At 51.3% G+C, this 26,820-nt stretch carries 19 protein-coding genes; 6 read left to right on the top strand and 13 right to left on the bottom strand.

Going from position 1 to position 26,820, the window contains the following annotated elements:
* Positions 1-12 precede the first annotated feature (12 nt).
* From MUA00_RS16520 to tssH, 13 genes are all read right to left on the bottom strand, one after another.
* Positions 13-702 (bottom strand): T6SS protein Cts1T, encoded by a 690-nt coding sequence (locus MUA00_RS16520; protein ID WP_271124116.1) that lies wholly within the window; start codon positions 700-702, stop codon positions 13-15.
* A 29-nt stretch (positions 703-731) separates the two neighbouring features.
* Positions 732-4,538 carry a type VI secretion system membrane subunit TssM gene (tssM, locus tag MUA00_RS16515; RefSeq protein WP_271124115.1) on the bottom strand — a complete coding sequence of 1,269 codons (3,807 nt, stop codon included), beginning with the start codon at positions 4,536-4,538 and terminating at the stop codon, positions 732-734.
* A 47-nt stretch (positions 4,539-4,585) separates the two neighbouring features.
* A complete protein-coding gene (gene tssL / locus MUA00_RS16510) occupies positions 4,586-5,941 on the bottom strand; it encodes a type VI secretion system protein TssL, long form (RefSeq protein ID WP_271124114.1) in 1,356 nt (451 codons plus the stop codon).
* On the bottom strand, positions 5,941-7,287 hold the full coding sequence (gene tssK / locus MUA00_RS16505; RefSeq protein ID WP_271124113.1) for a type VI secretion system baseplate subunit TssK: 1,347 nt from the start codon (positions 7,285-7,287) through the stop codon (positions 5,941-5,943). The genes tssL and tssK overlap by 1 nt, the downstream gene beginning before the upstream one ends.
* Before the next feature lie 3 nt (positions 7,288-7,290).
* A complete protein-coding gene (gene tssJ / locus MUA00_RS16500) occupies positions 7,291-7,827 on the bottom strand; it encodes a type VI secretion system lipoprotein TssJ (protein WP_271124112.1) in 537 nt (178 codons plus the stop codon).
* Between the two features lie 137 nt (positions 7,828-7,964).
* A complete protein-coding gene (locus MUA00_RS16495; protein WP_271124111.1) occupies positions 7,965-8,450 on the bottom strand; it encodes an Hcp family type VI secretion system effector in 486 nt (161 codons plus the stop codon).
* A 179-nt stretch (positions 8,451-8,629) separates the two neighbouring features.
* The gene (gene tssC, locus MUA00_RS16490; protein WP_271124110.1) at positions 8,630-10,129 is read right to left on the bottom strand and encodes a type VI secretion system contractile sheath large subunit; all 1,500 of its coding nucleotides are present in this window, start codon (positions 10,127-10,129) and stop codon (positions 8,630-8,632) included.
* Positions 10,130-10,150: 21 nt separating this feature from the next.
* Complete coding sequence (gene tssB / locus MUA00_RS16485; protein WP_271124109.1) at positions 10,151-10,672, bottom strand: type VI secretion system contractile sheath small subunit; 522 nt, start codon at positions 10,670-10,672, stop codon at positions 10,151-10,153.
* 95 nt (positions 10,673-10,767) lie between these two features.
* On the bottom strand, positions 10,768-11,334 hold the full coding sequence (locus tag MUA00_RS16480; RefSeq protein ID WP_456298739.1) for a fimbrial protein: 567 nt from the start codon (positions 11,332-11,334) through the stop codon (positions 10,768-10,770).
* 11 nt (positions 11,335-11,345) lie between these two features.
* Entirely contained in the window at positions 11,346-13,964 is a 2,619-nt protein-coding gene (locus tag MUA00_RS16475; protein WP_271130468.1) for a fimbria/pilus outer membrane usher protein, read from the bottom strand.
* A 93-nt stretch (positions 13,965-14,057) separates the two neighbouring features.
* The gene (locus MUA00_RS16470) at positions 14,058-14,810 is read right to left on the bottom strand and encodes a fimbrial biogenesis chaperone (RefSeq protein ID WP_408639721.1); all 753 of its coding nucleotides are present in this window, start codon (positions 14,808-14,810) and stop codon (positions 14,058-14,060) included.
* A gap of 125 nt (positions 14,811-14,935) precedes the next feature.
* Positions 14,936-15,475, bottom strand: coding sequence for a fimbrial protein (locus tag MUA00_RS16465; RefSeq protein ID WP_271124256.1), 540 nt, complete (start codon positions 15,473-15,475; stop codon positions 14,936-14,938).
* Positions 15,476-15,552: 77 nt separating this feature from the next.
* Positions 15,553-18,249, bottom strand: coding sequence for a type VI secretion system ATPase TssH (gene tssH, locus MUA00_RS16460; RefSeq protein ID WP_271124105.1), 2,697 nt, complete (start codon positions 18,247-18,249; stop codon positions 15,553-15,555).
* A gap of 360 nt (positions 18,250-18,609) precedes the next feature.
* Between tssH and tssF the strand changes: the two genes are divergently transcribed.
* From tssF to MUA00_RS16430, 6 genes are read left to right on the top strand one after another with little or no spacing between them, the layout of a single operon-like run.
* Entirely contained in the window at positions 18,610-20,490 is a 1,881-nt protein-coding gene (tssF, locus tag MUA00_RS16455; protein ID WP_271124104.1) for a type VI secretion system baseplate subunit TssF, read from the top strand.
* Positions 20,487-21,515 carry a type VI secretion system baseplate subunit TssG gene (tssG, locus tag MUA00_RS16450; protein WP_271124103.1) on the top strand — a complete coding sequence of 343 codons (1,029 nt, stop codon included), beginning with the start codon at positions 20,487-20,489 and terminating at the stop codon, positions 21,513-21,515. Before tssF ends, tssG begins: the two co-directional genes overlap by 4 nt.
* Positions 21,516-21,569: 54 nt before the next feature.
* Positions 21,570-22,655, top strand: coding sequence for a type VI secretion system protein TssA (locus MUA00_RS16445; protein WP_271124102.1), 1,086 nt, complete (start codon positions 21,570-21,572; stop codon positions 22,653-22,655).
* Positions 22,656-22,658: 3 nt separating this feature from the next.
* On the top strand, positions 22,659-23,648 hold the full coding sequence (locus tag MUA00_RS16440) for a fimbrial protein (RefSeq protein WP_271124101.1): 990 nt from the start codon (positions 22,659-22,661) through the stop codon (positions 23,646-23,648).
* Between the two features lie 24 nt (positions 23,649-23,672).
* Positions 23,673-25,019 (top strand): GlcNAc-transferase family protein, encoded by a 1,347-nt coding sequence (locus MUA00_RS16435; protein WP_271124100.1) that lies wholly within the window; start codon positions 23,673-23,675, stop codon positions 25,017-25,019.
* Positions 25,013-26,812 carry an OmpA family protein gene (locus tag MUA00_RS16430; protein ID WP_271124099.1) on the top strand — a complete coding sequence of 600 codons (1,800 nt, stop codon included), beginning with the start codon at positions 25,013-25,015 and terminating at the stop codon, positions 26,810-26,812. The genes MUA00_RS16435 and MUA00_RS16430 overlap by 7 nt, the downstream gene beginning before the upstream one ends.
* The last annotated feature ends 8 nt before the right edge of the window (positions 26,813-26,820 follow it).

Below are 26,820 nucleotides of genomic sequence, written 5' to 3'. Positions count from 1 at the left end.
GTTGTGAATATCTTAGAATGAAGCGGCAGGCGGTTCAGCCTCAGCGCGTCGTAACGGAATTCTCTGCGAATCCAATATTTTCCTGTGCCGGCTTTGCCGCCAGATCCAGATACCAGCCTCCTGCTGTAAACAGTCAGGCCAGTTTGTCCACGGCATAACCTCGACACCATCACTATTCCGAATGCAATAATCCTCCTGTGAACCCTCCCTGAGTAATGCCTGAGAATGATTTTTAAACCGATAAGCGGGCGTAAGAGCAAAGGATTCCCAGAAAGGGGAATAGGCCCGTTTTAGTGCTTTTAACCATTGCCGCAATGGTTTCCAGTTATGTTGGGTAAAATCACTTTTCTGCGTATTGTTTAAGATCCGCGCCATCCAGAACGTCAGCGGAAACTCGGTACGCATATTTTTTTTCAACCATTGATAAGAGCGTTCGCTGTACACCACGATAAGCGACTTTTCTCCCTGGCTATTGCGATGAACCATAAATGCGCCGGCATAACATTTACCCCGCAACGCGCCGAAAGAAATAACAAAGCACCACGGATAACTCTCCGGCAAATAATCATCAGGCATCGAGGAATCCATATTTTTTAGTATCTTTTGGGTCACTAAGGAGTACACTTCCCGCCGCCTTTTGCTTCCGGTTTTAAAAAGACCGGCTCGCGAATCATCGACAAGTAAATACAGGCGTAACGACATAGCTCTCCCTCGCGTATGGTCATCATTTTTTAAGAAGCGGCAGGGCAGCGGAAATCTTTCAGTAGATCCACAGCAAGCGCGCCTTCGAAAGTCACCCCGCTGATTTCAATATCTACCCTGCGTTTATCCAGGTAATAGACCAGGAAGGTTTCATCTGAGTCAGTGGCAACAACATCGTCTGCATTATCCAGCCAGCGAAATAGCGACCACGGCCCGGTGAATATGGCGGCTGATGTACCGGAAGTAGTGCGCGGCGTGGCGTTGACAGAAATTCTCGAAGCGCGGCGCGAGGCAGGCCAGGTTAAGGAAACCGGCGATACCGGCCAGTGAATATAATTCACTGATGTTCCATCAAAATTCATATTTAACTGGGTGATGGTCGGTTCCATATAGGGCACCGAAACGTCAAACGTGAGCGATAGCTTGCGCCCACCTTCAGCCTGGAAAAACACATTGCGGATTTTCGCAGCGTGTTCGAATACCTCCAGCGAGCCCGCATTGCCGTCTTGCGCATCGCCTTTGTAACGCCATGGATAAGAAGAGGTGTCGACTTTATCCGCCAGATTTTTTTTATAGTACTCATCGACCAGACCGCCCGCGGCAAAAAAGCGTTCAAAGTCCGTCAGCGCCACTTCCCGCTGGCTTTGAGCAAAGGGATAGCGTCCTTCCAGCGTCGCGCGGCAGATACGTCCCAGGTTTTCATCAATGCCTTCGTTGCTTTTGGCAATGCTTTCCCTGCTTGCCCTGCCATAGGCGGCGTTCAGCAGCGGGCTTATCAAATGGCGCACGGGATCGGGCCACATTTGCGATTCGGCGCTCAGCTTCTGAGCCGAGTCGGACAACGTCAGCGAACCGCCGTTCTTTAGCGCATCGTTATAAATGACGAACAGAGTGTACTGCTCATTGAGCGCCCCCATGAGCTTGCTCAGCCCGGTGCCAGACGCAGTCGGACTAACATCGGATATTGCCTCGCGACTGCCGGTCACAAATTCGCGCAGAGGCGCAAAATGGTTATCCACGCCTTCCCGGAGCAGCTTTTTTTCCATTGCGGCCCAGGCAAGACTCACTTTCTCTACCGCATTTAAAATGCGCCCTTTATTACTGACATTCTCCAGCAGCGACCTGCTTTCCTTTTCCACCAGCGTGGTCTCGGCGACCGCGCGCTGCACCAGATTTGCAAGAGGAGAATTTGACGCGGCCAGCGTCCTCAATATATAGATATCCGCCGCTACGCCGGGATTGCCATAGTCCTGCGTCAGAAGACCCGTTTTAATGCGAATATTACGCAGAAACGTCTGCCAGTGCCGGGTGTACTCATCCAGATAGAGCGCCAGTATTTGCTGCTGTATCGGGTTCACCAGCACGCCCTCACCGGTCACCTTCACCTGAGGCTTCGCGGCTTTATGCTCTGTGCCGCCAGCGTTGTCCATGCCCGTAACCCAGGCGTCCTCACGCTCCAGTCGCATCAGGTCGGGTTCCATTTTTTTTTTAAACAGCTCGTAATAGCCTGCGCGGGTAAAGATCCCGGGAATAACCGTTTCGCTGTCCTCATTGTTCAGCGAAAACAGTTCACTCCCCTGAGTGCCGGCCATTTCGCTCAGCGTCAAATCAGCCGGCATGTCCTTTATCAGAGAGTCCTTAATGCGCCCATACAGACGACTGGCCACATCTTCGCGTTTCAGCATCGTCCGCGCGTATTTCACCAGACCATCATCTGCCGCCTGGCCAAAGCGCCGCCAGTCGGAAGATGCGAAGAGGTTTGTCAGATGAGCGATAAAAATCTGCCGCTCCTCATAAGCCTGGAGCTTGCCGTTGGTTTCCCAGAGGCGGGCAATACTGTTAATCATGTATTGCCGGTCAAAGACTCCCTGACCGAAGACCTGTAGATAAAGCTTCAGGCGGTCGAAAACCTGCTCTGAGCTATCGCTATCAATCGCTTTTTGCAGCGCCTGAGTGGCCTGTTGTTCAATTTGCGCCAGCAGCAGCCGCTGCAGAAAGAACTGGTATAGCGAATCGGAGGCATTCACGACATCGGTACCGGTATACAGCCCATAGCGCCATTCCAGTGTCGGGTTAAATACGTCCAGCACGCCGTATTCGGGCAGATGTTGCGAAAGTCTCAGCAGGCGCGGAAGGAGGCTGTCATTAGATGTTTTAACAAAGCGGCTGACCTCACTATCCAGCGCGATAACTTTGCTGTCCGTTGCGTCCAGATATTGGCCGTTATTGTGATAGCTATGATAAAAACCATTAAGCAGGATAAAGGCCAAAGCGATGCACAGCGTATGTCCCAGAAAACGCTGCAAACGGTACTTCGATTCGTTAGCCAGATTGTGGCGCGCCAAACCGACATCCTTGACGATAACCTCGCTGAAAAGCTGCTTGAGGAAATACTGCCTGCCGTAGGAAACGTCATTAACAAGAAAATCGCGGTCGCCCGGTTGTGCCGTGAGAGACGCGGTCACCTCCGGGGTCTTATTCTCGACGTAGTTAGACCACTTACGGATAATGCTCTGGTTACTCAGCAGGCTAAAATCCACGGGCTGATGGCTACTTGAAAAATAAATGCCGCGCAGGGTGGTGTAGCTTTGCGTTTCATCGTAGCGGGAAGCGAAAAAGATATTGTGCACCACTTTCGCAACCAGGCCGGAGAGCATCTGAAAATCCTGCGGCAGCGCGTACATCTTCTTGCGATCCCGGTTGTCATACTCTTCCTGCTGGCGGACAATCATATCCCGCTCAATACGCTGCTCCAGCAGGGCAAACTCTTTCTGTATCTGGCTATGCAGTTCAGAGACTGACGCTTTCATCGCCTCGACATACGGAAAGGTTACGCCCCAGACCTGTTCACGCTCCTGCTCGGTCAAGATCCTGAAATATTCCGCAAAACCAGGCAACTGATCGAGCTTAGTGACCAGTACGTAAACCGGAAAACGCACGCCCAGCGTCTGGCGTAAATCATCCACTCTGGCACGCATACTGGAGGCAAGTTCAAACAGTTCCGCTTTGCTGCATCCCATAATATCGGCGGCGGAAAACGCCACCACGGCGCCGTTTATGGCTTTAACGGGCCGATGTTTTTTCAACGCCCTGAGCAGCGCGCGCCATTCGCTGAGATGTTGTTCAGGCTCGCTAACATATTTGCCGGCGGTATCGATATAAACCGCATCATTGGCAAACCAGCATTCGCAGTTACGCGTCGGCTGTCCCTGCTTACCTACCTGAATTAACTGTTCGGGCAGTGGGAAATGTTGTCCTGAGCCCAGGATAGCGGACGTCTTCCCGGCATCTTCCGTGCCCAGAATCATGTACCAGGGCAGCACATTGAGCGGCTTACGAGCCAGAATCACGCGCTGGAAAAAAGAAAGGTCGCTGCGATTTTTATTGACGTAATTCACCGCGTTAGCAATAACCGAGGCAACCTCGGAACTGTTATTTTCCGGCGCGGGCTCTTTATTACGAATAAACCTGTCGAGTAAAGCCGGGTTATCTTTTAGCGCCAGCAGCATTCGCCACAGGCCATACAGCAGCGCGATGAAAAGAATAAAAGCGATAATGAACAACCTGACGCTGACCGACGCTAACGGGTATTTTTCCCCTATCAGCAGGAAGGGACCAGGCACCCAGATAAGCACGCACAGCGTTGCCATCGCCACGATAAAGAACGGCCAGCGTAGCCAGAAGCTGACCAGGTAAAGTACCGCCAGCAGAATGAAAATGATGCGCGACTCAATGCTCAGTAAAGGACGCGTTTCACCAAAGCCGAAAAAGGGCCCCAGAAACCAGATAGCGGCAATCAATAGCGCAATACAGCACACAATCAGCAGCGTCTTCATAAACCGCGCCGCGAAGACTCTATTTAAATAAGACATTGTCGCTCTCATTAATACGTAACAAAAAACTCTACGCGGCGATTCTTCGCCCGTCCCTGAGCTGTCGCATCTGATGCCAGGGGCTGGCTGTTGCCGACGCCCTCGACTTTGACCTTGCTCTCAGCCAGGCCTGCCGCGAGAAAATACCTGGCCACTTCCGCCGCGCGTTTTTCCGACAGCACAACGTTATTCGGCAGTCCAGGTCTGTTAATCGGCGTGGAGTCTGTATGACCGACAATGACCACATCCCCATTCACACGGCGAACTTCACGGGCCACACGTTCGATAACGTTCACCATGGCGGGCTGAACGCTGGTCGAACCGGACAGAAACAGCGAGTCGCCCTTTAGCACCACCTTGCTTAGCTTCTGCGTCTCATCAACGCTCAGGAGCTGCTGCTGTATTTCGTTACGTAGCAAAACGGCCAGCCTGAGACGCATCTTTACCGGCGGCCTGGCGACATTGATTTTCTGCATCGCATAGATGTTATTGGCAGTAAATTCGCCGCGTAGCGATAGCCAGTATTTGCACCAGATAAAAGCCGCCATCACCAGCACGCCCGCGCACAGCGCGGTTAGCCTGACCGGAATAATTAACCGCTCGCGCTGCACCGGCCCGTGCGGCTGCAGGCCATGCGGAGATAAAACCGGCTGCGTGGTATCGCGTGTACTCTGAATAATGGTTAACAGGCGCCGACGGATTTTTGTAAGCTGACGATCGCCATCTTCAATGATGCTGTAGCGGCCTTCGAAGCCCAGCCCCAGAATGCGCAGGAGCACCTCCAGCACATCGGCGAATTCACTGGGATTCATCGAAAGGCGGCCGATAAGCAGGAAGAACTTATTCCCGCCATCGTTATCGCCTTCAAAATGGTTCAGTAGGTTACTCTGCGACCAGCCGGATTCCAGCCCCCAGGGCGCGGTGTGCGCCGCCTCGTCGAGAGCGGTACAGATGCAGTAGCGAACGATCGCCATCTTTTTCCAGGGGATATTCACTTCGTCGCAAACGACGCTGAACAGGTTAATCTGGCTCTTCAGCGTATTTTTCAGGATCTCGACGTGCGCAATGTCCACGATCTGCTCCGGCATATCGCTGAGCGCACGCAGAAGAGGCTGAGCGGCCTCCAGCAACGGATTTTCCGCCGCGAGCACCTTTAGCATGCGCTGTTGAACGCTCTCGCTCTGAAGCAGCCTCTCATTTCTGAATGGCTGATCGTTACCTGTAGGCACGCCGCTCTGGCTGACAGGCTCCAGCACCCAATCCCCTTGCTCATCAAGCAGAAACTTTCCCTGCGCCTGCGGTGAATTGGCATCGTCACGGACAGAGTCTGAAGGCGTTATTACCTGCTGACCGATATCGTCTTTCATCAGATCCTGATTCCCCAGAGTTCCATTTTCAGACCAGGAAACTCACCTGCAACGTGCAGCGCCAGCGCGCCGGTGGCGGAAATTTTGTCCCAGAAAGGCCCATTTTTAAGCAGCTCGAAATAGACATAGCCCGTGCTGTAAGGAATTTGCCGCGGCGGCACCGGTAAGCTTTGCAGCACCAGGCCTGGCAAATGTGAACGCACCAGTTCGTGTAGCTGCTGAGGCGCGCTGATTTTGGCCTGTGCCTGGAACTGCTGCTGCAGCACGTCCATCGGCAACTGCGCATGAACCGCCAGCACCAGATTGGAAAACGAACGCAGCTCATTCGGCAGCACCGAAGCCGACCAGACGCCGTTACCTTTCGCATGCAGCTCAATAAGCTGACCCGCTCGTACCAGAATCTGATTCAGCAAATCATGAACATCATCCACCAGTGGACGAATAGAGGGATAAAGTCTGGCATGGTCGTATCCTGGCGCGCTTTTCGGACGGCGCGTTTTAGTGCGCACAAACGTCGACAGCTCGCCTGCCAGCTTGGCCAGCTCTTCATACAGAATAATCGGCGGTAGCTCAGGGATATGACGCAGATGGTCGAGAATGGGCTCGTATTTATTGAAAATTTGCAGCAGCAAATAATCCACCACTTCCGCGCTGGCGCTGGCTTTGCCGTCTGATGAGGAGAGACGATTCGCCAGCATCTCGGCGCGCATTTTGACCAGACCATTGAGGTGCGTAAGCCATTCGCTGAGCAGGGGATTAGCCGCATAGCCAGTCACCGGCGGAATATAATCCTCCAGGTGCAGCAGCACGCTCCCGTCCGGCTGAATGGCCTTAACGCGGGTTAACGGTAATCCTATCCACGATTCGGTCATCTCCGCCTGAGAAACCAGCTTCAGGCGGAGCTTGGCGAGCTGTACCGGCTTCGGCCCCTGACGAATGGCGTTAGTGTCACAAAGCTCGGCTTCCTGGGCGCTAAAACGCGCCAGCGAGCTGGCATCGTGCTGGCTAAATATCGTTTCATCGCTGTTATCCAGCCGCAAAGGAACCGCCAGATAGATCATTTTTCCCAGATGTTCGGGCAAAATGGTCAGCGGCTCTGGCAGATCGGCATGGTCGGGAACATCGAATGGTGTGCCATCCGGTAATACCCCGCGCGCGGTACGCAGAACTAACTTGCCGTAAGTGAGCGCTTCCCTGTCGATTTCATACTGGGAAAATCCCCAAAAAAAGGGGCTGAGCGTTGAAGCTCGTTTATGAGCATAATATTCAAAATAGCGCTCTTGCTGTTGAAAAAGCTGCGGGCGCAGAAATAGCCCTTCACTCCAGACGACTTTATTTGTTCTCATGGTTTAATCCATTTTTTTAATTGTAATTGCTGTTTTTTGGAAATAAGCATTTAACTCAAGCGAATCCTCGCTAAAAAATTTTTGCCACCATGATTGTTTCTTATCAGGTACATTCCAGGTGACTATCCACCGTGCATCGTTGAGATTGCGATAGGCGCCTACAAACCCCAACGTTTTTATATCGCTACTCAGACTGATGAACAGGGTTCGTGATTCACCCGGCTGTAAAATCGCCTCATAAATTTTTGAGGCTGCGTTTTGCATATTTTTACGGCTTCCATCTACGATGTCGAAAAAGTCGGCGTTAGTAAAAGCATCCGGTTCTTTAACGGTATAGATAAACAAATTCAGTGGCGCCGGCTGGCCCATTTTATTTGGATTAATATCTCTGGCGGCAAACAGATTTAACTTTATTTCACCAGGCTCAGGCTGGAGTGGATGATGGCTGCTGCATGCGCTAATCAATACCGATAATAATATTGCCCCGATCCCTGCCAGCATGCCGGAACAATATTTTTTTAATCCTTTTCGCAGAAACATATCACCACCAGGGCCTTCAACAATGTTTTGAATTTTTCACATTGGCTTGACGATATTCGCCATAAAATTAATGCGCGCGACCTGACAGGAGTTTTACCGCCGAAGCGGTAAAACTCCGTTAGCTTACTCAGACAGTATTAGCTGCGCAGGTTTGCTTTAACGTCGTAACTGGTAGAAATAACACCAGATTTGGCGCCTTCAGCATTCTGCATCACATAATCCTGAGTGAGCTTAGTGAAGGCGAAGGTGACTTTCTCACGCGGACGGGTTTCATCTTCGACTGAACCTGCGGTTTCAACGCGAGTAATGATGACGTCGGTGAATTTAACGGTCAGATATTCCAGCGGATCGCCGCCAGCTTTACGCACCACAAACTGAACGTCTTTAATGTGCTTACCAGACAGACAGTAGCTCAGCAGGTTAGTACTGGCTTTATCTACATAGTGTTCAAAGCAGAAATCTTCTACCGTTGCTTTACCGGAACCACCGCCTGAACCGCTATGCATATTTGCATGCTGACTGCTGGCCCAGCGCCATGAAAGCACTTCAATTTCATTTTTATGGGAAGCATCCAGAGATTCACCTTCGATGCCATCAATTTTAATAAACATATCCTGAGCCATACTATTTCCTTTATCAGCTCTCATTGAAGTACGTTACACCGTTTGTAACGAACGAAATAAAGACAGAGTTTTTATTCGAAACAAATAAAAATAACCTCTGGCTTTTACAGTGCGCGCGGAAACCCGGCGCAGCCGTATCTTTTAAGAAAAAATAAATTATTAATTTATTTTTTCCGGAATCAGGCAACACCTTTCAGTGAAGGTAATTTGGCAACCATACGCAGAGAGACGGTTAACCCTTCCAACTGGAAATGCGGGCGCAGGAAGAATTTCGCCTGGTAATAACCCGGATTACCTTCGATATCTTCAACAACCACTTCTGCGGCGGCCAGTGGACGACGCGCTTTAGTTTCCTGAGATGAGTTCGCCGGATCGCCATCCACATAATTCATCACCCAGTTATTCAGCCAGCGCTGCATATCTTCACGCTCTTTGAAAGAACCAATCTTGTCGCGCACGATGCACTTCAGATAATGGGCAAAGCGTGAACAGGCAAACAAATAAGGTAAGCGGGCAGAAAGATTGGCGTTCGCCGTTGCGTCCGGATCGTAATATTCCGCCGGTTTCTGCAGCGACTGTGCGCCAATAAACGCCGCGTAATCGGTGTTTTTACGATGGACCAGCGGAATAAAGCCGTTTTTTGCCAGCTCGGCCTCACGGCGATCGGAAATGGCAATTTCCGTTGGGCATTTCATATCCACGCCGCCGTCATCGGTCGGGAAAGTATGGCAAGGAAGATTTTCTACCACCCCACCGCTTTCCACGCCGCGGATCATGGTGCACCAGCCATAATGTTTGAATGAGCGGTTTATATTTACCGCCATCGCATAAGCGGCGTTAGACCAGACAAATTTGCTGTGATCCGCGCCATCGGTGACCTCTTCAAAGTTGAAGTTATCTACCGGATTTGTGCGAACGCCATACGGCAGGCGCGCAAGGAAACGCGGCATCGCCAGGCCGATATAACGTGAATCTTCCGATTGGCGGAGTGAATTCCAGGCCGCGTACTCCAGATTTTGGGTGAAGATTTTGGTCAGATCGCGCGGGTTAGCCAGCTCCTGCCAGGAATCCATCTGCATCACGGACGGCGATGCGCCGGTGATAAACGGCATATGGGCAGAGGCGGCCACTTTACCTATTGAGGAAAGCAGGTCTACGTCGGGCGCGCTGTGATCAAAGTGATAATCGGCAACCAGACAGCCATACGGCTCGCCGCCCAGTTGACCATATTCTTCTTCATAGATTTGTTTAAACAGCGGGCTTTGATCCCAGGCGATGCCTTTATAGCGCCTCATGTTGCGTCGCAGGTCATCCTTGGAGATATCCATAAAACGCAGCTTCAGCTTCTCGTCCGTTTCCGTGTTGTTCACAAGATAATGTAAACCGCGCCAGGCGCTTTCCAGACGCTGAAACTCGTCATGATGAAGGATCAGGTTAATTTGCTCTGAAAGCTTATGATCAATTTCAGCAATAATAGCCGCGATATTTTTATAGGCATCGTCAGCCATCGTTATTGAGGTTGATAAAGCCTGCTCGGCAAGCGTTCTTACCGCCATTTCGACCGCGGTTTTTGCCTGGTCGGATTTCGGCTTAAACTCACGAGTTAATAAGTCGTTGAAATCACTTTGCGTTTCGACCTGTACTGCGGCCTGTTTACTTGTTTGTGTTTGCGTAGCCATAATTTTCTCTCTGGATCACTTTCAGGACGCGGCTTCAGTATCAATCTGCTCAGGCTTAGGCGCGCTGGCCAGCGTACTCAGTAGCGTTTTATCTTTTAATACTTCCATCACCAGGCTTTCTGCTCCGGCTTTGCCGTCCATGTAAGTCTGAAGATTGGCAAGCTGGGTACGGGCTTCAAGCAACTGTGATAAGGAATCCACTTTGCGGGCAATCGCATCCGGAGAAAAATCGTCGATGCTTTCAAACGTCATATCGACCATCAACTGACCTTCACCCGTTAAGGTGTTAGGCACGGCAAAGGCTACACGCGGCTGCATCGCCTTCATGCGCTCATCAAAGTTATCGATATCAATACTCAGGAACTTCCTGTCAGCCAGAGGAGGAAGCGGCTCCAGAGGCTTGCCGGATAAATCCGCCAGAACGCCCATAACAAACGGCAGTTCAATTTTCTTTTCACTGCCATAAATTTCCACGTCATATTCAATCTGTACGCGCGGCGCGCGATTACGCGCAATAAATTTCTGCGAATTACTTTTGCTCATAGGATTAAATGCTCTTTAATAAATGCTTATGAATAAATTTGTCGCTAGTCCGATGCTTAGCTTTCAGATAATAAATAATATCGTCCTTCCCTCTGTTATTTATAAACAAGCTCGACGCCGGCCGCCGCATGGACTTTTCCTGCGGTGACGGTTGAGTCCCCGTTTGCATAATAACTCGCTGTAAACCGGTGAGTTAATGGATCAGCGGCAGAAGAAATAATATAGTCCTGCCCCGTTATTGCATCATCAATAATGACCTGCGAATTATTTTCTTTACGTAGCCTGATCTGCACATGCTGCGCAAAATTGGCGCCGGTAGTATTGAGCAAATTGCCGGTAGCGGTATCCGCACTGGAGAAACTGCTGTTGAAAAACACGCTTACCGTACGGCTGGCCGGGCAATCTTTCAGTGTAATATCAAACGGGGTACTCCCGGTCTCGCTGCCATTTTGCTTTAAAAGACGGGTAGCCCGCTGCGGTAAAGAAATCACCGCATCATTGCCAGCATTATCAATTATTACATTGCAGGTTTCATCGGTATAATTGCCGGTAAAATTAACTTCTATTGAACAGTCGGTTACGCAGGCGGAAGCGGTTGATAATACCTGGCTACCGACCATTGCCGTAAGTAAAGCTGCGCGGAAATATTTTATACCCGGCATGATTGCGTTAATTAATGACATGTAACCTCTACCTGGATGACGGAACCAAATGCTCGCATAATTTTGTTAGAAATATCTGAGCTTGCATAAATAGTGCAAATACGCGCTCCGGATGAATTTTTAACGTACAGATTATTTTTAGCCGCATTCCAGCCGCGAATAAAAGCCATACCGCCCTGCCCAACAATACCGAGGCTGGTATTATTCTCGCCGAGAATATCCGTGCCAATCGGCAAATAATTGCCCTGCCCATCACGCACGGTCAGCACAATCGGATCACCGACCAGCGTTTTCACGTTCACCTTTACGGCGGCTCCCATACGGGGAATGACGGTACTTTCATTTTCCAGGACGTCCACCGTAGCCGGAAGACCGACGGTATTAACCGCGACGGTGTTCTCACGATACGGCGTCAGAGACGGCACGATGGCATAGCCGTTAGCGTCAATTTTTGAACCATATCCGTTGAGCATTTTGGCGCCTTCCGCGCCCTGCGCATTGACTATCGCAAACGGGTAGTCGCCAAGGCGCGGTCCCAGGGTTATGCCGCCATCGTGTGCCACCAGACTGCCGTTCGCGGAGAATGACAGTTGGCTGGATTTATTGCTCAGCGATGCAGTAGAACCAAACTGCCCTAAGGAGGAGTTGTAGTTCACATTGCCATTAATGGTGGCGAGGGTAGTATCGTTCTTCGTCTTATTAACGCTGCTGCCCACACCGTAACTCAACTCGTTCTGCGCTCCCTGGCTACCGATCATATTGGCCTGCGCCGTGCTGCTACCGTCAGAGTCATGCGTAACGGAAGTGTAGAGCGTGCTGAACAATGGCTTTTCAACCATGGTGCTTTGGCCAAGAGGCACGCTCACGGTGAGCATCATGCTGTTGATATCCTCGCCGTCGCTGTTAAACGTGCGGGAAACCGAAGCCGACCAGGAAAAATAACGCTCGGATTTGTTATACGTCAGCATAAACTGCCGGGAAGAAGAACGATCGTCCCAGTAGTTATAAAAGTTGCCGGAAAAATTCAGCCTTCCGCCATTCCACAGCGACTGGCCGACGCTAAGCGTAAAACGCTGCCTTGTGCGGTAATCCACCCGATAGGCGTCATCATTTGAGCCGTAGCGATCGAGAGTTGCGTCCCTCAGGCTATAAAAACCTTTTGACGAATAGCGATAAGCGGCAAGCGTCAAATCCGTCGCCGTTGCGTCCAGATATTTGCTATAACCGATGTTAAAGCTGTTGCCGGTGGACGTTTCGCCATTCTTCAGCTCGCTGCGCGCGCGGGTAACATCCATCGAAATCCCGCCTAACCGCGTGTTAAACGCATGCCCCAGACCCAGCGCCGCATAGCTATCCGAAAACTGTCCTCCCCCATACAGCGTATACAGATTGCCGAGGCCATACTGGTAGAAGCCCTGAGCCATGCCCGGCTCCTCAACTAAAGATTTATCCTTGAGCTTTCCAACCGTGATGCCGAAACGAGAAACCCCGTCATGCAGCAGCATAGGAGGCGCGGAGAAAGGGATAATCTGGTTTCTTTCACGGCCATCCGCCTCAGTAATAGTGAGCTGTAAATCGCCGCCGTAGCCCATCGCACCAACATCACTTAGTTCAAATGGCCCGGGGGGGACGGTAGTTTCATAGATGGTCTGGCCTCGCTGGGACACCTGCACTCTGGCGTTCGTCTCCGCGATGCCTCGTATTAAAGGCGTATAGTTACGCAATCCGTCCGGCAGCATGCGGTCATCGGACTGTAGCTGGATACCTCGTACGGTCAGGCTGTCAAACAGGTCGCCGCTGGTTGTGCTGTCACCCAGCGTCAGTTGGCTTCTCAGTACAGAAATATCCCGCTGAAGTCGGGTGAAAAGGCTCTGGGTATGGGCTGGCGAACCGCTGGTCCAGTGAGTATTAATACGTTTACGCAGCCGCCAGTCATAGAAGTTAAATCCGGCCAGCAGCCCGAGGTTTCCGCTCAATGAACGCCCATCAGCGCTGCTAAAACGGTCAGACGTCTGCTGAGCGTAGAAGTTACTGTTGTAATCCAGCAGAGCCGCGGTCACCCCTGAGTCCCACGAAGCCGGATCGGTATATCCTCGCGGATGCCGCACCAGATAAGCCTGCGGCACCGTCAGATCGAGATTAAAATCTCCTGCCTGATAGCTGGCTTCAGCGCCAGTTATCCACCGTTCAATTACCGCACATTGCTCTTTTCCGGACTCATCAGGCTCCGGCGCGTCCGCAACCTTAATACCGAAACGGGACAGTTCCTCACGTATAAAGCAAGGCTGCGCGCTTACGCTTCCTTCAACAGGCGTAAACAACACTTCATGCCGACCGCGGTTTTCGCCATTCACGAAAACCTGTATTACAAATTTACCTGCCGGACTCGGGTTTCCCTGGAAATACTGCGATACGTCAACGCTAAGACCGTGAATAAATTCGCTGTTAAATTTCACGGTTTCAGGATGTGAAGCTTGTTTAGCTGCAGGAATCAGGAACTCGCTGTTTCCCTGGGCAAGCACAGAAAAGCTGGCACCTAAAGAAGCAACCAGAATATGGCGGACAGCAAACGCTAATTGAGATCCGCGTTGAACGCTTCGGACATATTTTTTAATTTCTTTCGGTTTCACGTTCCTGACTCCCTGGACACAGCCGGCGCATTTCCAATTGCAACAAATACTCATGTCGCATCTTGCGAATAATCTTTCGCTATCCGCTGACGACTATTTATTATGGTTATTTAGGGTTAACCTTTTACCTTGCGAATAAACGAGCTGGTGTTCGACCACGCTGCCGTAATCATTAATAAGCCGAATATCTACTCTGTTTACAATGCCCACGGTCGCTTTAGCTGCTAACGTAAATATTTTGCTCTCAAACGGCGCGACCATATCGACGTTTAACTGATGCTTAGCCGTTCCGGACGTTAACGATGCTGAATCAAATGAAAAATAATAGGGCGTTGGGTTTGTTACTTTTACGCCTTTTCCAGCATCGATAACCTCCCAGCTCAGCCGCTCGACTTCCTGAGCGCTGCTGCTCTTGAGCTGCGATGGACGATAGAAAATTTTAATTCTTGTTCTGAAAGCCAGCTCCAGACGATCGGTTTCTTTTGCCGTTTCCTTAACCGGCGGAATTTCCAGCAAATTAAACCAAAAGACCGATTCCCTGTCCTGTGGCAGAGTCATGCCATTATAAATAAGCCTTATGCTTTGGCCCTTGCCCGGCTCCACGCGATAAACCGGTGGAGTAACGGTGAAAGGCACCTTCATCTTATTTATATCTTCATTTTTACTGCCGTCATCGGTCCAGACCTGTACCAGCAACGGTAAATTACTTTTATTCGTTGTTCTTACTGTTTGTTCACGCTCGTTGCCAGGAAAAATAATACGCGTACCGGAAATCGTCATGCCGGCAAAAGCTATCTGTGTTGATAAAGCCAGAAAAATAAGGGCGTTTGTTAATTTTAAAAATATTGCACGTTGACATTTCATAGCAAAAACCTACGCGTAAAAATTCCGCTGCTAAAAGGCAGACAAATTATTTTTTAATAAGGGGCGATAAAACCGCCCCTTCACCCAACCCGAAACAGGTTGGTTTATTATGGATATGCCAGCGTATAACGCGCCTGCGCATAAACCAGACCTGCGGTAGTTGCCGCCGTAGCGTAATAACCACCGTAGTAACGCATCGTCGCTTTACCGTTACTCACCTGAGCCGGCGCGCCTGTTTCACCCAGTTTCAACTGTTTCTCGTCAGAGTTATACAGACGAACTTCAACGTTCGAGGCTTTTGCGCTTGCGCCCTGATACTGGTTAGTCAGGTTACCCGTTGCGCTATTCACACCGCTGCTGCTGATAGCTTCAAAATGCGCGGCAACCTGAGTAATCCCCACCGGGCAGTTTTCAACATTCAGATCGAAGCCTTTAGAACCAGCAGCATCTGCGCTGGCCTTAAGAGTCTGAATGGATACTTTAGGCAGCGTAACCTGAACATCAACAGAGTCGCTGGCAATAGAACAGGTTTCAGCGTACAGCTCACCGTTAAAGGTTACCGTTCCCTGAGTCTCATCGGCAGCCAGAGCAGAAGCCGATGCGGTAGTTAGCAGCAAAGCACAAAGCGTCAATTTGAATTTATGCATCATAATTCCCTATATTCTGTTATTCGTATTAAATATAACAATTGAGATACTTCCGTATTATTTACATCCCTTCTGAATTATTCCGTCGGTAATTCCTCCGTTTGTATAACAATCCCACTTCCTTTTTCCTGACTTTTCATTACACGCATTGCTACTATTGTATTGCCGGTTTCTGGTGAACTGGTCCTGTTTAAAATCGCAGCACCAATCTTCGGTAGAATATTCTTCTCAATAAAACGGATCAGCATTCTTGCCCCTGTCTCTGCTACCGGGCACTGATCCACTACGTGCTGCATCACCTCATCGCTGAAAGTCAGACGAATGTTATGATGTGCCTTTGCCCGTTCAGCAATACGCTGAAAATGAATATTGACAATATGCTGGAGCGATTCTCGTTCTAGTGGAAAATAAGGAACCACAGTGACTCTTCCCAAAAATGCAGCCGGGAATACGCGCAGAAGAGCCGGTTGTAAAATTGCCTGTAAAGCTTCAGCATCCGGCGCTGTTTCCGGATCGGCGCAGGCGCTACTGATTATTTCACTGCCAGCGTTGCTGGTTAATAAAATAATGGTATTACGAAAGTCAATATGGCGACCTTCGCCGTCTTCCATTGAACCCTTATCAAAAACCTGGAAGAACAATTCATGCACGTCAGCGTGCGCTTTTTCCACTTCATCAAGCAGGATCACGCTGTAAGGCTTGCGCCGAACCGCTTCGGTTAACACGCCGCCTTCGCCATAGCCGACATAGCCCGGCGGAGAGCCTTTCAGCGATGAAATCGTATGGGCTTCCTGATATTCACTCATATTAATGGTGATGAGATTATGCTCGCCGCCATAAAGCTGGCTGGCGATGGCCAGTGCCGTTTCGGTTTTCCCCACGCCTGACGGGCCCACCAGCATGAAGACGCCGAATGGTTTTTGCGGATCGGCAAGTCCTGCCCGTGCGGTCTGTATGCTTTGGCTCAGGCAGCTCAGTGCATACCCTTGACCAATAACGCGCTCGGAAAGACGCTGCGGCAGCTCCATGACGGCGCTGATATCATCTTTCACCACCTGTCCTACCGGAATACCGGTCCAGCTCGCGACGATTGAGGCGACTACACCGGCATTCACTTCCGCCTGCACCAGCGGTTGTTCATGACGGGTTTCGCTTAATGCCGTTTCCAGCTCGTTCAGCCGGGCCTGCAAAAAGGCGATTTTTTCCGTCTCTGGCATTTGGGGATCTTCAGCCGTGGCGGCAAGCAACTGCTGGCGGGTATCAACGATGCTGGCTACCAACTCACACTCCTGCGTCCAGCGGCGATCAAGCTGCTCCGCCTCCTGCGCATGTTCGGCAATCGAGGCTTCAATATCTTTCACGCTGCCACCGCTTTCTTTACCGAAACCAATCGCTTTTTCAAGCAGCGACAGCTCGGTCTGCGCCGACTGGCTGCGGAATTTCAGCATCTGTAGCTCGGCAGGCGGCGCGTGCTGGGCAACGGCAACTCTGGCACAGGCGGTATCCAGCAGGCTGATGGCTTTATCCGGCAACTGGCGTGAAGGGATATAGCGATGGGATAAACGCACCGCCGCACGTAACGCTTCATCCATAATCCAGACGCCGTGATGTTTTTCCAGAACCGGCAGCAGGCCGCGAAGCATGGCGATAGCTAGCTCTTCTGAAGGCTCTTCCACCTGTAAAACCTGAAAACGTCGCGTCAATGCCGGGTCTTTTTCAATATGGCGTTTAAATTCACTCCAGGTTGTAGCTCCGATAGTACGTAGCTGACCCCGCGCCAGCATTGGCTTCATCAGATTTGCGGCATCACCGGTGCCGGCATTGCCGCCCGCCCCCACCAGCGTATGAACCTCATCGATAAACAGCACTACCGGATCGGCTGAATTAACCGCTTCTTCCAGCACCGCTTTTAAGCGCGCTTCAAACTCGCCCTTCATGCTGGCGCCCGCCGAGAGCGCCACGACATCAAGCGAAAGTAAACGCACCCTTGCAAGCGAAGGAGGGACTTCACCCGCCGCAATGGCCAGCGCCAGCCCTTCAACCACGGCTGTCTTACCGACACCGGCTTCCCCGGTCAGCAAAGGGTTGTTCTGGCGGCGACGCAGCAGGATATCCACCATCGTGTTTATCTCTTTATCACGCCCCAGAACCGGATCGATTTTCCCTTCGCGCGCAAGCGCCGTGAGATCCGTAGAGTATTGCGAAAGCCCGCCGCTCTGAGCTGTGCCAAGCGCATTGCTGGCCTCTCCCGGTATCCCGGTTTCGCCATGAAGAGAAGCATCGCAGGCTAATTCACTTTCTTCAGCAGATTCACGAATGATATAGCCAAGATCTTTACTCAAATGCTCCAAAGGAAGTTTTTCAAATGCTGGAGAAATAGCGAACAGCGTGCGGCGTAGCTCTGTCGTGGTCAGTAGCGCAATTAATAAATGGCCACTGCGGATACAGGTATTGTGGCATTCCAGGCTGGAATATACCCATGCACGTTCAATTGCCAGTTCGACATGGTATGAGAAGTCAGAAATAGAACTTGCATTGGCAGGCAGACGAGTTAATGCCTGAGCAAAATCACGCTCAAGCATTTCAACATCGATTTCAAAATGTCGAATAATATGTTTCAGGTCGCTATCCTGCTGCTGATAAATCTGATTTAACCAGTGCACCAGTTCAACATAGGGATTACCACGTAATTTACACAGCGTGGTGGCACTTTCGATGCTTTTGAACAAGATAATGTTTAACTTGCCAAATAGGTTTTTTCTCGTTATGGCCACGATAAAACTCGCCCTGTTTTAATTATTCCATTTTCATCCACTGTCCCATAGTGGAGCACTCTATTAGCCTTACGATAAATCATATCTACCGCAATGCTAATTTAGGGCCATAGTAGTTAATAAAAATAGAAATAAAAACTCTCAATCCGATGCCTGATGGCTTTTAAGACAACTGCCCGCAAGGCATTCCTAAAGTCACAAATACTATAAATACCAGCATCGTAAATTTTATTTTTAATTTTAGAATCGGCAATGCAGAGTTAAGGAAAACAGCGCAGTGAAAAATCCGCAAAAGGTCCGATTCTGATATTTATTGACCCAATCCAGGTCCTTCGCGCGATTATAATTACAGGGTGCCAAATGGAACATGATTTTTTAGATTATTACAATCGGGAGCTGACTTTCGTCAGGGAAATGGCGCGAGAGTTTGCCGAGCGGCACCCCAAAATTGCTGGTCGTCTGGGCATGCACGGCATAGAAGTTGCCGACCCCTATGTTGAGCGTCTCATTGAGGCGTTCTGCTTTTTATCCGCCAGAACGCAGATAAAACTCGATGCCGAATTCCCGAAATTTACCCAGCGACTACTGGATATCGTTTATCCAAACTATAACTCGCCAACGCCTTCGATGGGCGTCGTGCAACTGCAGCCTAATTTGAGCGAAGGGGATCTAACCAATGGCTATACGATCCCTAAAAAGAGCGCTTTTTACAGCAAAATTCTACCGGGTGAGATGACTCGCTGCGAGTTCCGAAATAACCAGGAAGTAACGTTGTGGCCGCTGGAAATAGTAGAAGCCAGGCTAACTTCTGTTCCTCCCGATATTCCTAACCTTGAAAACTATCGCCTCCACCACTCTCGCCTGAAAGGCGCTGTGCGCATCAAATTAAAGTTACAGGGCGACCTTGTTTTCTCAGCGCTAAAGGGGCTGGATGAGCTGCCTTTTTATATTCAGGGCGATGAACGCATCGTATCCCATACTTTTGAGCTGCTTCACGGCAGCCACATAGCAACAATTATCCGCAGTGCGGCCGGGGAAAAATCTCAGCATCATGTCATCAGCCAGCAGTCGCTTAAATTTGAAGGTCTGGCGCCGGACCAAAGCCTGTTACCGCTGCAATGGAATATGTTTCATGGGCATACATTAATTCAGGAATATATTTGCTGCCGCGAGCGATTTTACTTTTTCACGCTGACTCAACTCGCCGCCGCTCTGGAAAAAAACCACACCAACGAAGTGGAAATAATTATTCTGCTGGATAAACTGCCGCAGGATCTTATCCCACATCTGGATGCGTCACGCTTTTTGCTGTTTTGCACGCCGGTAATTAATCTCTTTCCAAAGCGGGTCGACAGAATTGAAGTCAATCGGGCATTAAATAATTTTCATATTGTTCCTGACCGTAGCCGGCCGCTCGATTACGAAGTTTTTTCCGTTAATAAGGTGCTGGGGCTACAGGCAGAAACAAGCGAAGAGCTGACGTTTAATCCGCTCTATCAAACTCGTCACAGCGATTCCGGTAATTTTGGCCGTTATTTTTCCGTCAAGAGAGAAGTCAGGGCAAAAGCCGCGACCAGGCGTAAATACGACACCAGAACCCCGTATAGCGAAACCGAAATATTCATCTCGCTCGTCGATCAGCAAGAGGCGCCATACGGCGAGAATATCCGCTACCTTCTGGTGGATACTATGGTCACCAATCGCGATTTGCCACGCCTGTTGGCCAGCACGAATAGCCTCGATCTCAGCATGTCGGATTCTGTGCCCATCCACGGCGCCCGCTTTGTGACTTCGCCCAGCGCACCGCGCCCGCCGTTTGCGGTAGGGGAATCCTCATGGCGGCTGATTCGCCAGTTAAGCTTCAACTATCTTCCCCTGTCTGAGATGGAACATGCTCAGGGCGGTGAATCCCTGCGCAATATGCTGCGGCTGTTCACTACCGCAGCCGATCTGGAATCTGTGGCGCAAATTAACAGCCTGGTGGGCTGTAAAACTGAACCCGTTGTTCGCCGCCTTGCGGAAGATGGGCTACTGATATACGGGCGTGGCGTTTGCTGTAGCCTGACCGTGGATGAAGAAGGTTTTTCAGGCATTAGTCCGTACCTTTTCGGCCTGATAATGGAAAACTATCTGGCGCGCCACGCCGCCATCAATATTTTCACCGAAACAGAGCTGCATTCGATGCAGCGCGGATTGATAGCTCGCTGGAAAGTCCGTCCGGGCAGGCGGGGAGTGCTATGAACCGTTCAGATATACCCCAACGCGAAGCGCTGCCAGCAGGCCTGGATAGCTGGTACGATCCTGATACTCCCTGGGAAGCCGGCTTTATCAGCATAATGCGAGCCATTGCCGCCCGCACGCCTTCTCTTCCCGCCCCCGGTAAAGCGACGCTGCCCGCACAGGAGCGCTTTAGATTAGGCCAGATTTCCAGCATGGCGTTCTCGCCGCGCGAGATATCACACATCAGCCGACAGGGCGATAAACTCAAAATTCAACTTTTTGGCTTAGGCATCTGGGGCGCGCAGGGAGCGATGCCGCTCCACCTTTCCGAGTTGGCCCATTCGCGCTACGAACAGCACGATCGCACTCTCATCGACTTCGTGGACATTTTCCATCACCGGGCGCTCAGCCTGTTTTATCGCGCCTGGTTTTTGTCGCAGGACACCGCCTCACTGGATCGTAAAGACGACGAGCGCTTTTCGTTTTACGTCGGCAGCCTGGTCGGGCTTGATCCCGCGGAGTTAGATCCCACGCCGCTGCCGGTACACGCTCGCCTTGCTACTTCCGCCCATCTGGTGCGTGAAGCCCGTAATCCAGACGGTTTGCTGGGGGCCATGCAGTATTACTTCAACGTGCCGGTACGTATGGAAGAGTTTGAGCTGCAATGGATTTTTCTGGATGAGAAGGATCAAACCGCCCTTGGGGACGATCGCTACGCCAGCCTGCTGGGCGACGGTGCCATTCTCGGCAATACCGTGCTGGACCGGCAGCACAAATTCAAACTGTTGGCAGGCCCGCTGACGCTTGCGCAATACATGTTATTTAGCCCGTGGGGCAACGACATGACGGTGCTGCGCGAACTGGTCCGCAGCTTTATCGGCTTTGAATACGCCTGGGATATACAACTGGTGCTGGCCGCCGATCAGGTGCCTCTGGCCTGCCTGGACGGCAGCCACCAGCTTGGTTACGCCAGTTGGCTTGAGCGGGAAAAATGCGACAGGCCGGTCTTCGGTATGAGCTTTGAACCCGAAATGTACCATCGTTAGCGGCCCTCTTTCTGAGCCACTAAGCCGCCACCCATTGATGAAAAGTAAACCTTTATGACCGAAACAACATACAGACTGACCTGTTCAGAGTATTACCAGCACCTGATGCAGCCTATTGCAGGCGACGCTCCGTGCGGTGAAAGCCTCGATTACGATCTCGCCTTTATTATGCTGCAGTCCCGGCTCCAGCCACGGCTTGATGTCGAATACGGCAGTTTTTTTGAAGCGGCGGAACCCGTTAACTGGGCCGAAACCGAGCGCGAATGCCTGACGCTGCTGCAAAAGAGCAAGGATATCAGGGTGATGATTATCCTGATGCGCTGTCGGCTGCGTAAAGTCGGCCTCCTCGCCTTATCCGAAGGTATAGAAGCTCTTCATGCTTTATTACACGCCTGGCCGAACGACCTGCATCCTCAGCTTCTTGATGAAGGGGAGTTTACCCCCATGCTGCGCGCTAACGCGTTTGCCGAACTGGAAGACGCGAATGGCCTGCTGGCCGACCTGCGTAACCAGCCGCTTCCCAAAGCATCGGGATTGCAGATAACCCTGAAGGAGTTTGAAAAGGCGCACGTTGTCCCGCGTGAAGAAGGAGCGCTTTCGGAGGCGGCCGTTGCGGCACTGCTGCATGAATGGCATCTCAACGCCCGGGACGACATAGCCCCGCTTACCCAGGCGCGCCATTTTCTACAGGAAATAAAGAAAACGCTCCGTCAGGCGTTGGTTCACGAAGCACCCGAGCTTAGCGTACTGGATAGCCTGTTGGGCCTTTTCTCCAGCGAGTTCGGCACTCTGCCTCCCGTCGCTAACGCGCCGCTTCACAATGCTCCCGCCGATCGGGCCGGAGAAGAAATCAGTCTGCCTGCTGTTGACGCAGCGCCTGCAACAGTTGATTCCGCCAGTATCGTGATGGCGCCCGTCCCCCTTTGCAACGTGCCGGAAACGCAGCGCGGCATTGGTAGCCGCGCGGATGCGCTGCAGCGTTTGCAGGAGGTTCGTAGCTGGTTCGCCATGACGGAACCCAGCAGCCCGCTGGTTCCGGTGCTGCGATATGCCGAAGAGAGCATCGGCAAAAATTTTGCCGACCTTATAAAAATGTATCCCCCTGAAATCATCGCCATGCTAAATCAAGAGAAGGAATAAATTATGTTAAGGATCTTTGTCGCTATGGCATCCGCATTTATTTTTTCGCACGGCGCTGAGGCCGCCTGTACACTTGCCCGCGGCGCACCAACCACCGTCACTATTCCTTCGCAGGTTATTCGTATTGCCGCCGATGCGCCGGTCGATACCTCGAATCCCGTTGCCCAGTACGACAGCCCGACCGCGGGCCAGAACATTGGCTATGATGACTGCCTTGCCGGTACGGAATACGGTAAACGCGTCTTAAACCTGATCGGCCAGAATAGTTCGACCAAAATCTACCAGACCAATATTCCCGGGATCGGCATCAAGATACTCTGGAATAACAGTGAAGCTTTCGGCAATTTTCCTTCCACCAGCTATCTATCTTTTAAAAATGGGGAACAAAGCGGGACGTTTGACTTTCTGGCAGGTTCTTTTTATCGCGTCCAGTTTTTTAAAACCGAAGACATCCTGCGGCTGAATAATCCGCAGGGCGATACCGTCCTGCCCGCTGCGGAGATTGCCTATAACTACCTGAGGACGGAGGATCCGGCATCCTACATCATGAAACTTTCGATTGGCGAAATAAAAGTTATCAGCACGCCAGCCTGCACCACCGACGGCACAAAAACCGTCGATTTTAATAACGTCACGCCTTCGCTGCTGAGCGCCGGCGTTGTCCGCAATCTGGATTTTGCCATCGTCTGTAAAAGCGACTACGGCTCTTATTCTGCCAAAGCGTCAATCGTCACGACTACCCCTTCATCAGACGCCTCTTATATTCGCGTTGAAGACGCCGCGGGCAATAAAGACAGGCTGGGCATTCAAATCACCGATGGCGCCGGCAGAGCCATGAAGGTAGACGGCAGCACCTCAGAACAAAAAACCAGTATTACCAGCCAGGGGCCGGCTGAATTTGCATGGAACGCAAAGCTTATTCCAGCTAACCAGCCATCTCCTGCCGGCGGGATATTCCACGCCAAAGCAGAAATCGTTTTTGATATTCAATAACGTACTTTTTAAGGGACTAAAAATATGGACAACCTGGCGACTATTTTTATCAGTATGGCCAGCTATCGCGATCCCGAGTTAATCCCCACGCTGCGGGATATGCTGCGCCATGCTGTTCATCCTGAAAATCTGCATATTGCTGTCTGCTGGCAGGATGACGAAGACCTGCGCGTATTCGAACAGGCCGGACTGGAGCCGGTCGACTGCCGGATAGTCGCCGGAAGGGAGGTCCATCGGTTTAACTACCGTCAGGCCAGGATCGATATCATCAGCGTGCATTATTATGCCAGTCAGGGAGCCTGCTGGGCGCGCAGCCTGTCGGAAACCCTGTTCGAAGAGGAACGCTATTTCCTGCAAATCGACTCCCACTGCCGCTTTATTTCCTGTTGGGATAGCGAAATGATAGCGATGCTGCATTCGTTACAAAGCCGTTCTCCGCTGCCTATTCTTTCGTCTTATCCGCCGCCTTATTGTCCGGGAGAGGATGAAGAGGCCAGCAAGAAAACCTACGTCAGTCGCTTAATCTTTCGGGAATTTAACCAACAGGGGATCCCCATGTTTGGCTCCGCGCCCTTTGAGTCACCGGAGCCGGTGCGCGGTAGCTATCTCGCAGGCGGGTTTATTTTCACCACTTCTCGCTTTGTGAAGGATATCCCCAACGATCCCCATATTTTCTTTGCCGGGGAAGAAATCGCCATGACGGTACGAGCGTTCAGCCACGGATACGATATTTTTCATCCGCATAAGCCGCTGCTGTGGCATTTTTACCAGCGCAAAGAGCACCGTAAAGTTTGGAGCGATCACGACAATAGCGCTAAAGAACAGGGCGCTGTCGAAAAAGCCTGGTGGGAAAGAGATAACGTTTCTAAAAAGCGCGTCAGAACGCTGCTGGGGCTGGAAGCGCAGAGCGCCGCCGTCCTCGCGCCTTATACGCTGGGCAATGAGCGAACCTTAAGGCAGTTTGAATACCAGGCGGGTATCCACCTGAAAAACGGTACGGTCTTACCTGAAGTCATGGCGCCCAGCCTCCAGGCCTTTTTTGCCGATCCGCCCGCCGATGAAGCTGATTGGATCGGCCGCCAGTATGCCTGGTATAAAAAATCTATCACGCTTAAGCAGGCGGAATATTTTCCCAGCGAAGCGGAAACCAGCAGCCTGAATCTCAGCGTTTACAACCAGCAAAACACGCTGCTGTACAAGCGCATGTTTACGCTGCAAGAACTGGAAACTTTTATATCCCGGTCACAGGACGGTGGCTGGGTTATTCCTCTCGAATTTAAAACGGCTTCCACCGTTAAGCCGGAAGTCGTTCGCATCTGTCCGTGGTCAACGACCACAGGCTGGGGAACGGTGACGGAGAAAAGATGGTGAAAAGTGAAACCATTTTTAGCCGTCTAATCGGCATTGATACCCTGATCTCTTTTGACGGCATCATTCCTTCTCCGGCGGATTTTCAGTTAAAGCTAACCTCGCTTATAGAGCGGCTTCATAAAGAGTTGATCGCAGAGGATCACACGCAGGAAGAGAGCGAGACGCTGTGTCGGGCTCTGTGTCGCTATTTCGATATCAGGCTCACCGACAGGCAGCAGAATAATGCTTTATCCTGGCAACGCTATTCTCTGGTGCATTACTTTTATGGCTACAACACGAGTGAAGATAACCTGCCATTAGCCGCACAAATCGAACCTTTGCTGCATGCCAACAGTAAAACGCTTTTCCGATGCGCCAGGCAACTGCTAACGCTGTTGATACAGCAGGAGGGGCAAACTGAAGAATTGCTTTCGCTGCGCGCCGCGAGCCATGAACGCTATTTTTCTCAGGAAGATGCTCACTCTGAGCCATCAGAATTTGAAGCCGTACCACAATCTGAAGCCCGGACGGCTTCTCCACGGCTTATAGTATTTATTATTGGTCCATTCGCCGGTAAATGGTTTAACCAGAACAACCTTTCCACAGGTAACGGCAACGGTATTGTCTGGGTTATCGCTACGCACGCCACGTCGCTTGCCAAACGAATCGCTCATGTCAGAGAGCAGCATACCGAGGCAGGGATACTTGCCTTTTTCCCGCTGCTTGCCGATGGATTTGAAAAAAACGGGATTTTAATTGAACAAATCGCCGCATGGCAGTACGCCCTTTCCTCCACACGTTTACCCGAAAGCCTGCCATGCATGCTGGGACTGTATACACGCCTGAGCCTGGAGCGCTCTTCGCACGATCCTGACCAGGCTATCTGGAGCGGAAACCTGACGGCCACGCCGGTTTCGCCATCAGAACTGGAAACCAGGCTCATCGGTCTTCTTAGCACGCTGAAAGCCCGCGATAACAGCAAAGATATCCACGCTATTCAGCGGCACGCCCTCATCGGCATGCTTGTTTCCTGGCTTGCCGAAAACCGCATTATGAGCGCCCTGCAAAACTTGTTTGACGGTACTCAACTCAGTCTTACAGACGTGGCGATTGCCGATCATGGGCAAGGGTTCACCCGTCACGGAGCCTGGTCCCGGTGGCTTGCAGAAAAGTACGGCATTCTCCCGGGGCTTTCCGGTTCGATTGCCCTGCCGCCGTTGCCGAGCGTCCAGCTTCCCCCGCTCATGACCGCAGAATCAGCTCAATCCCCCCTGCCGCTACCGCCCATAGCGCCAAAACCGGCCCGCAGACGCTGGCCGAAAATCGCCGCGATACTGGCTCTGCTCGCTTGTCTGGCAGGGGGCGCTTACGTCTTCAGCCACACCATGCTCAATCTGCTGACCCAGCGGAAATCTTTCGGGATGTTTGTCAGAGAAAGCGAGGCGACAAAGGCAAAGCGGTATGGGCTGGCTGGCGCGGCGCCGCTGTTTAAAAAAGGCAGCAGCAGCCTGGCGCCCGGTAGCGAAGAAATACTCAAGGAAATCGTTTCGGAGATAGTTCATGCACCGGAGCAGCTATTTCTCATCATTGGCCACTCTGACAACACAGGCTCCGAAGCGGTAAACCGGGCACTGTCCACCGAACGCGCGCGGATCATTCGCGACTGGCTGGTTAAGCACACTGGTTTACCGGTCGACAATTTTATTATCGAAGGCGCGGGCAATTCACGCCCGATAGCCAATAACGATACCCAGGAAGGACGTGCACAAAACCGTCGTGTTGAAATCATTCCGTTATCTACGCAAGGCAAATAAGGATTAAG

The organism is Dryocola boscaweniae, assembly GCF_025215095.1.
Classification (GTDB): Bacteria; Pseudomonadota; Gammaproteobacteria; order Enterobacterales; family Enterobacteriaceae; genus Dryocola; species Dryocola boscaweniae.
This window is presented reverse-complemented; position numbering and strand designations above follow the sequence as displayed.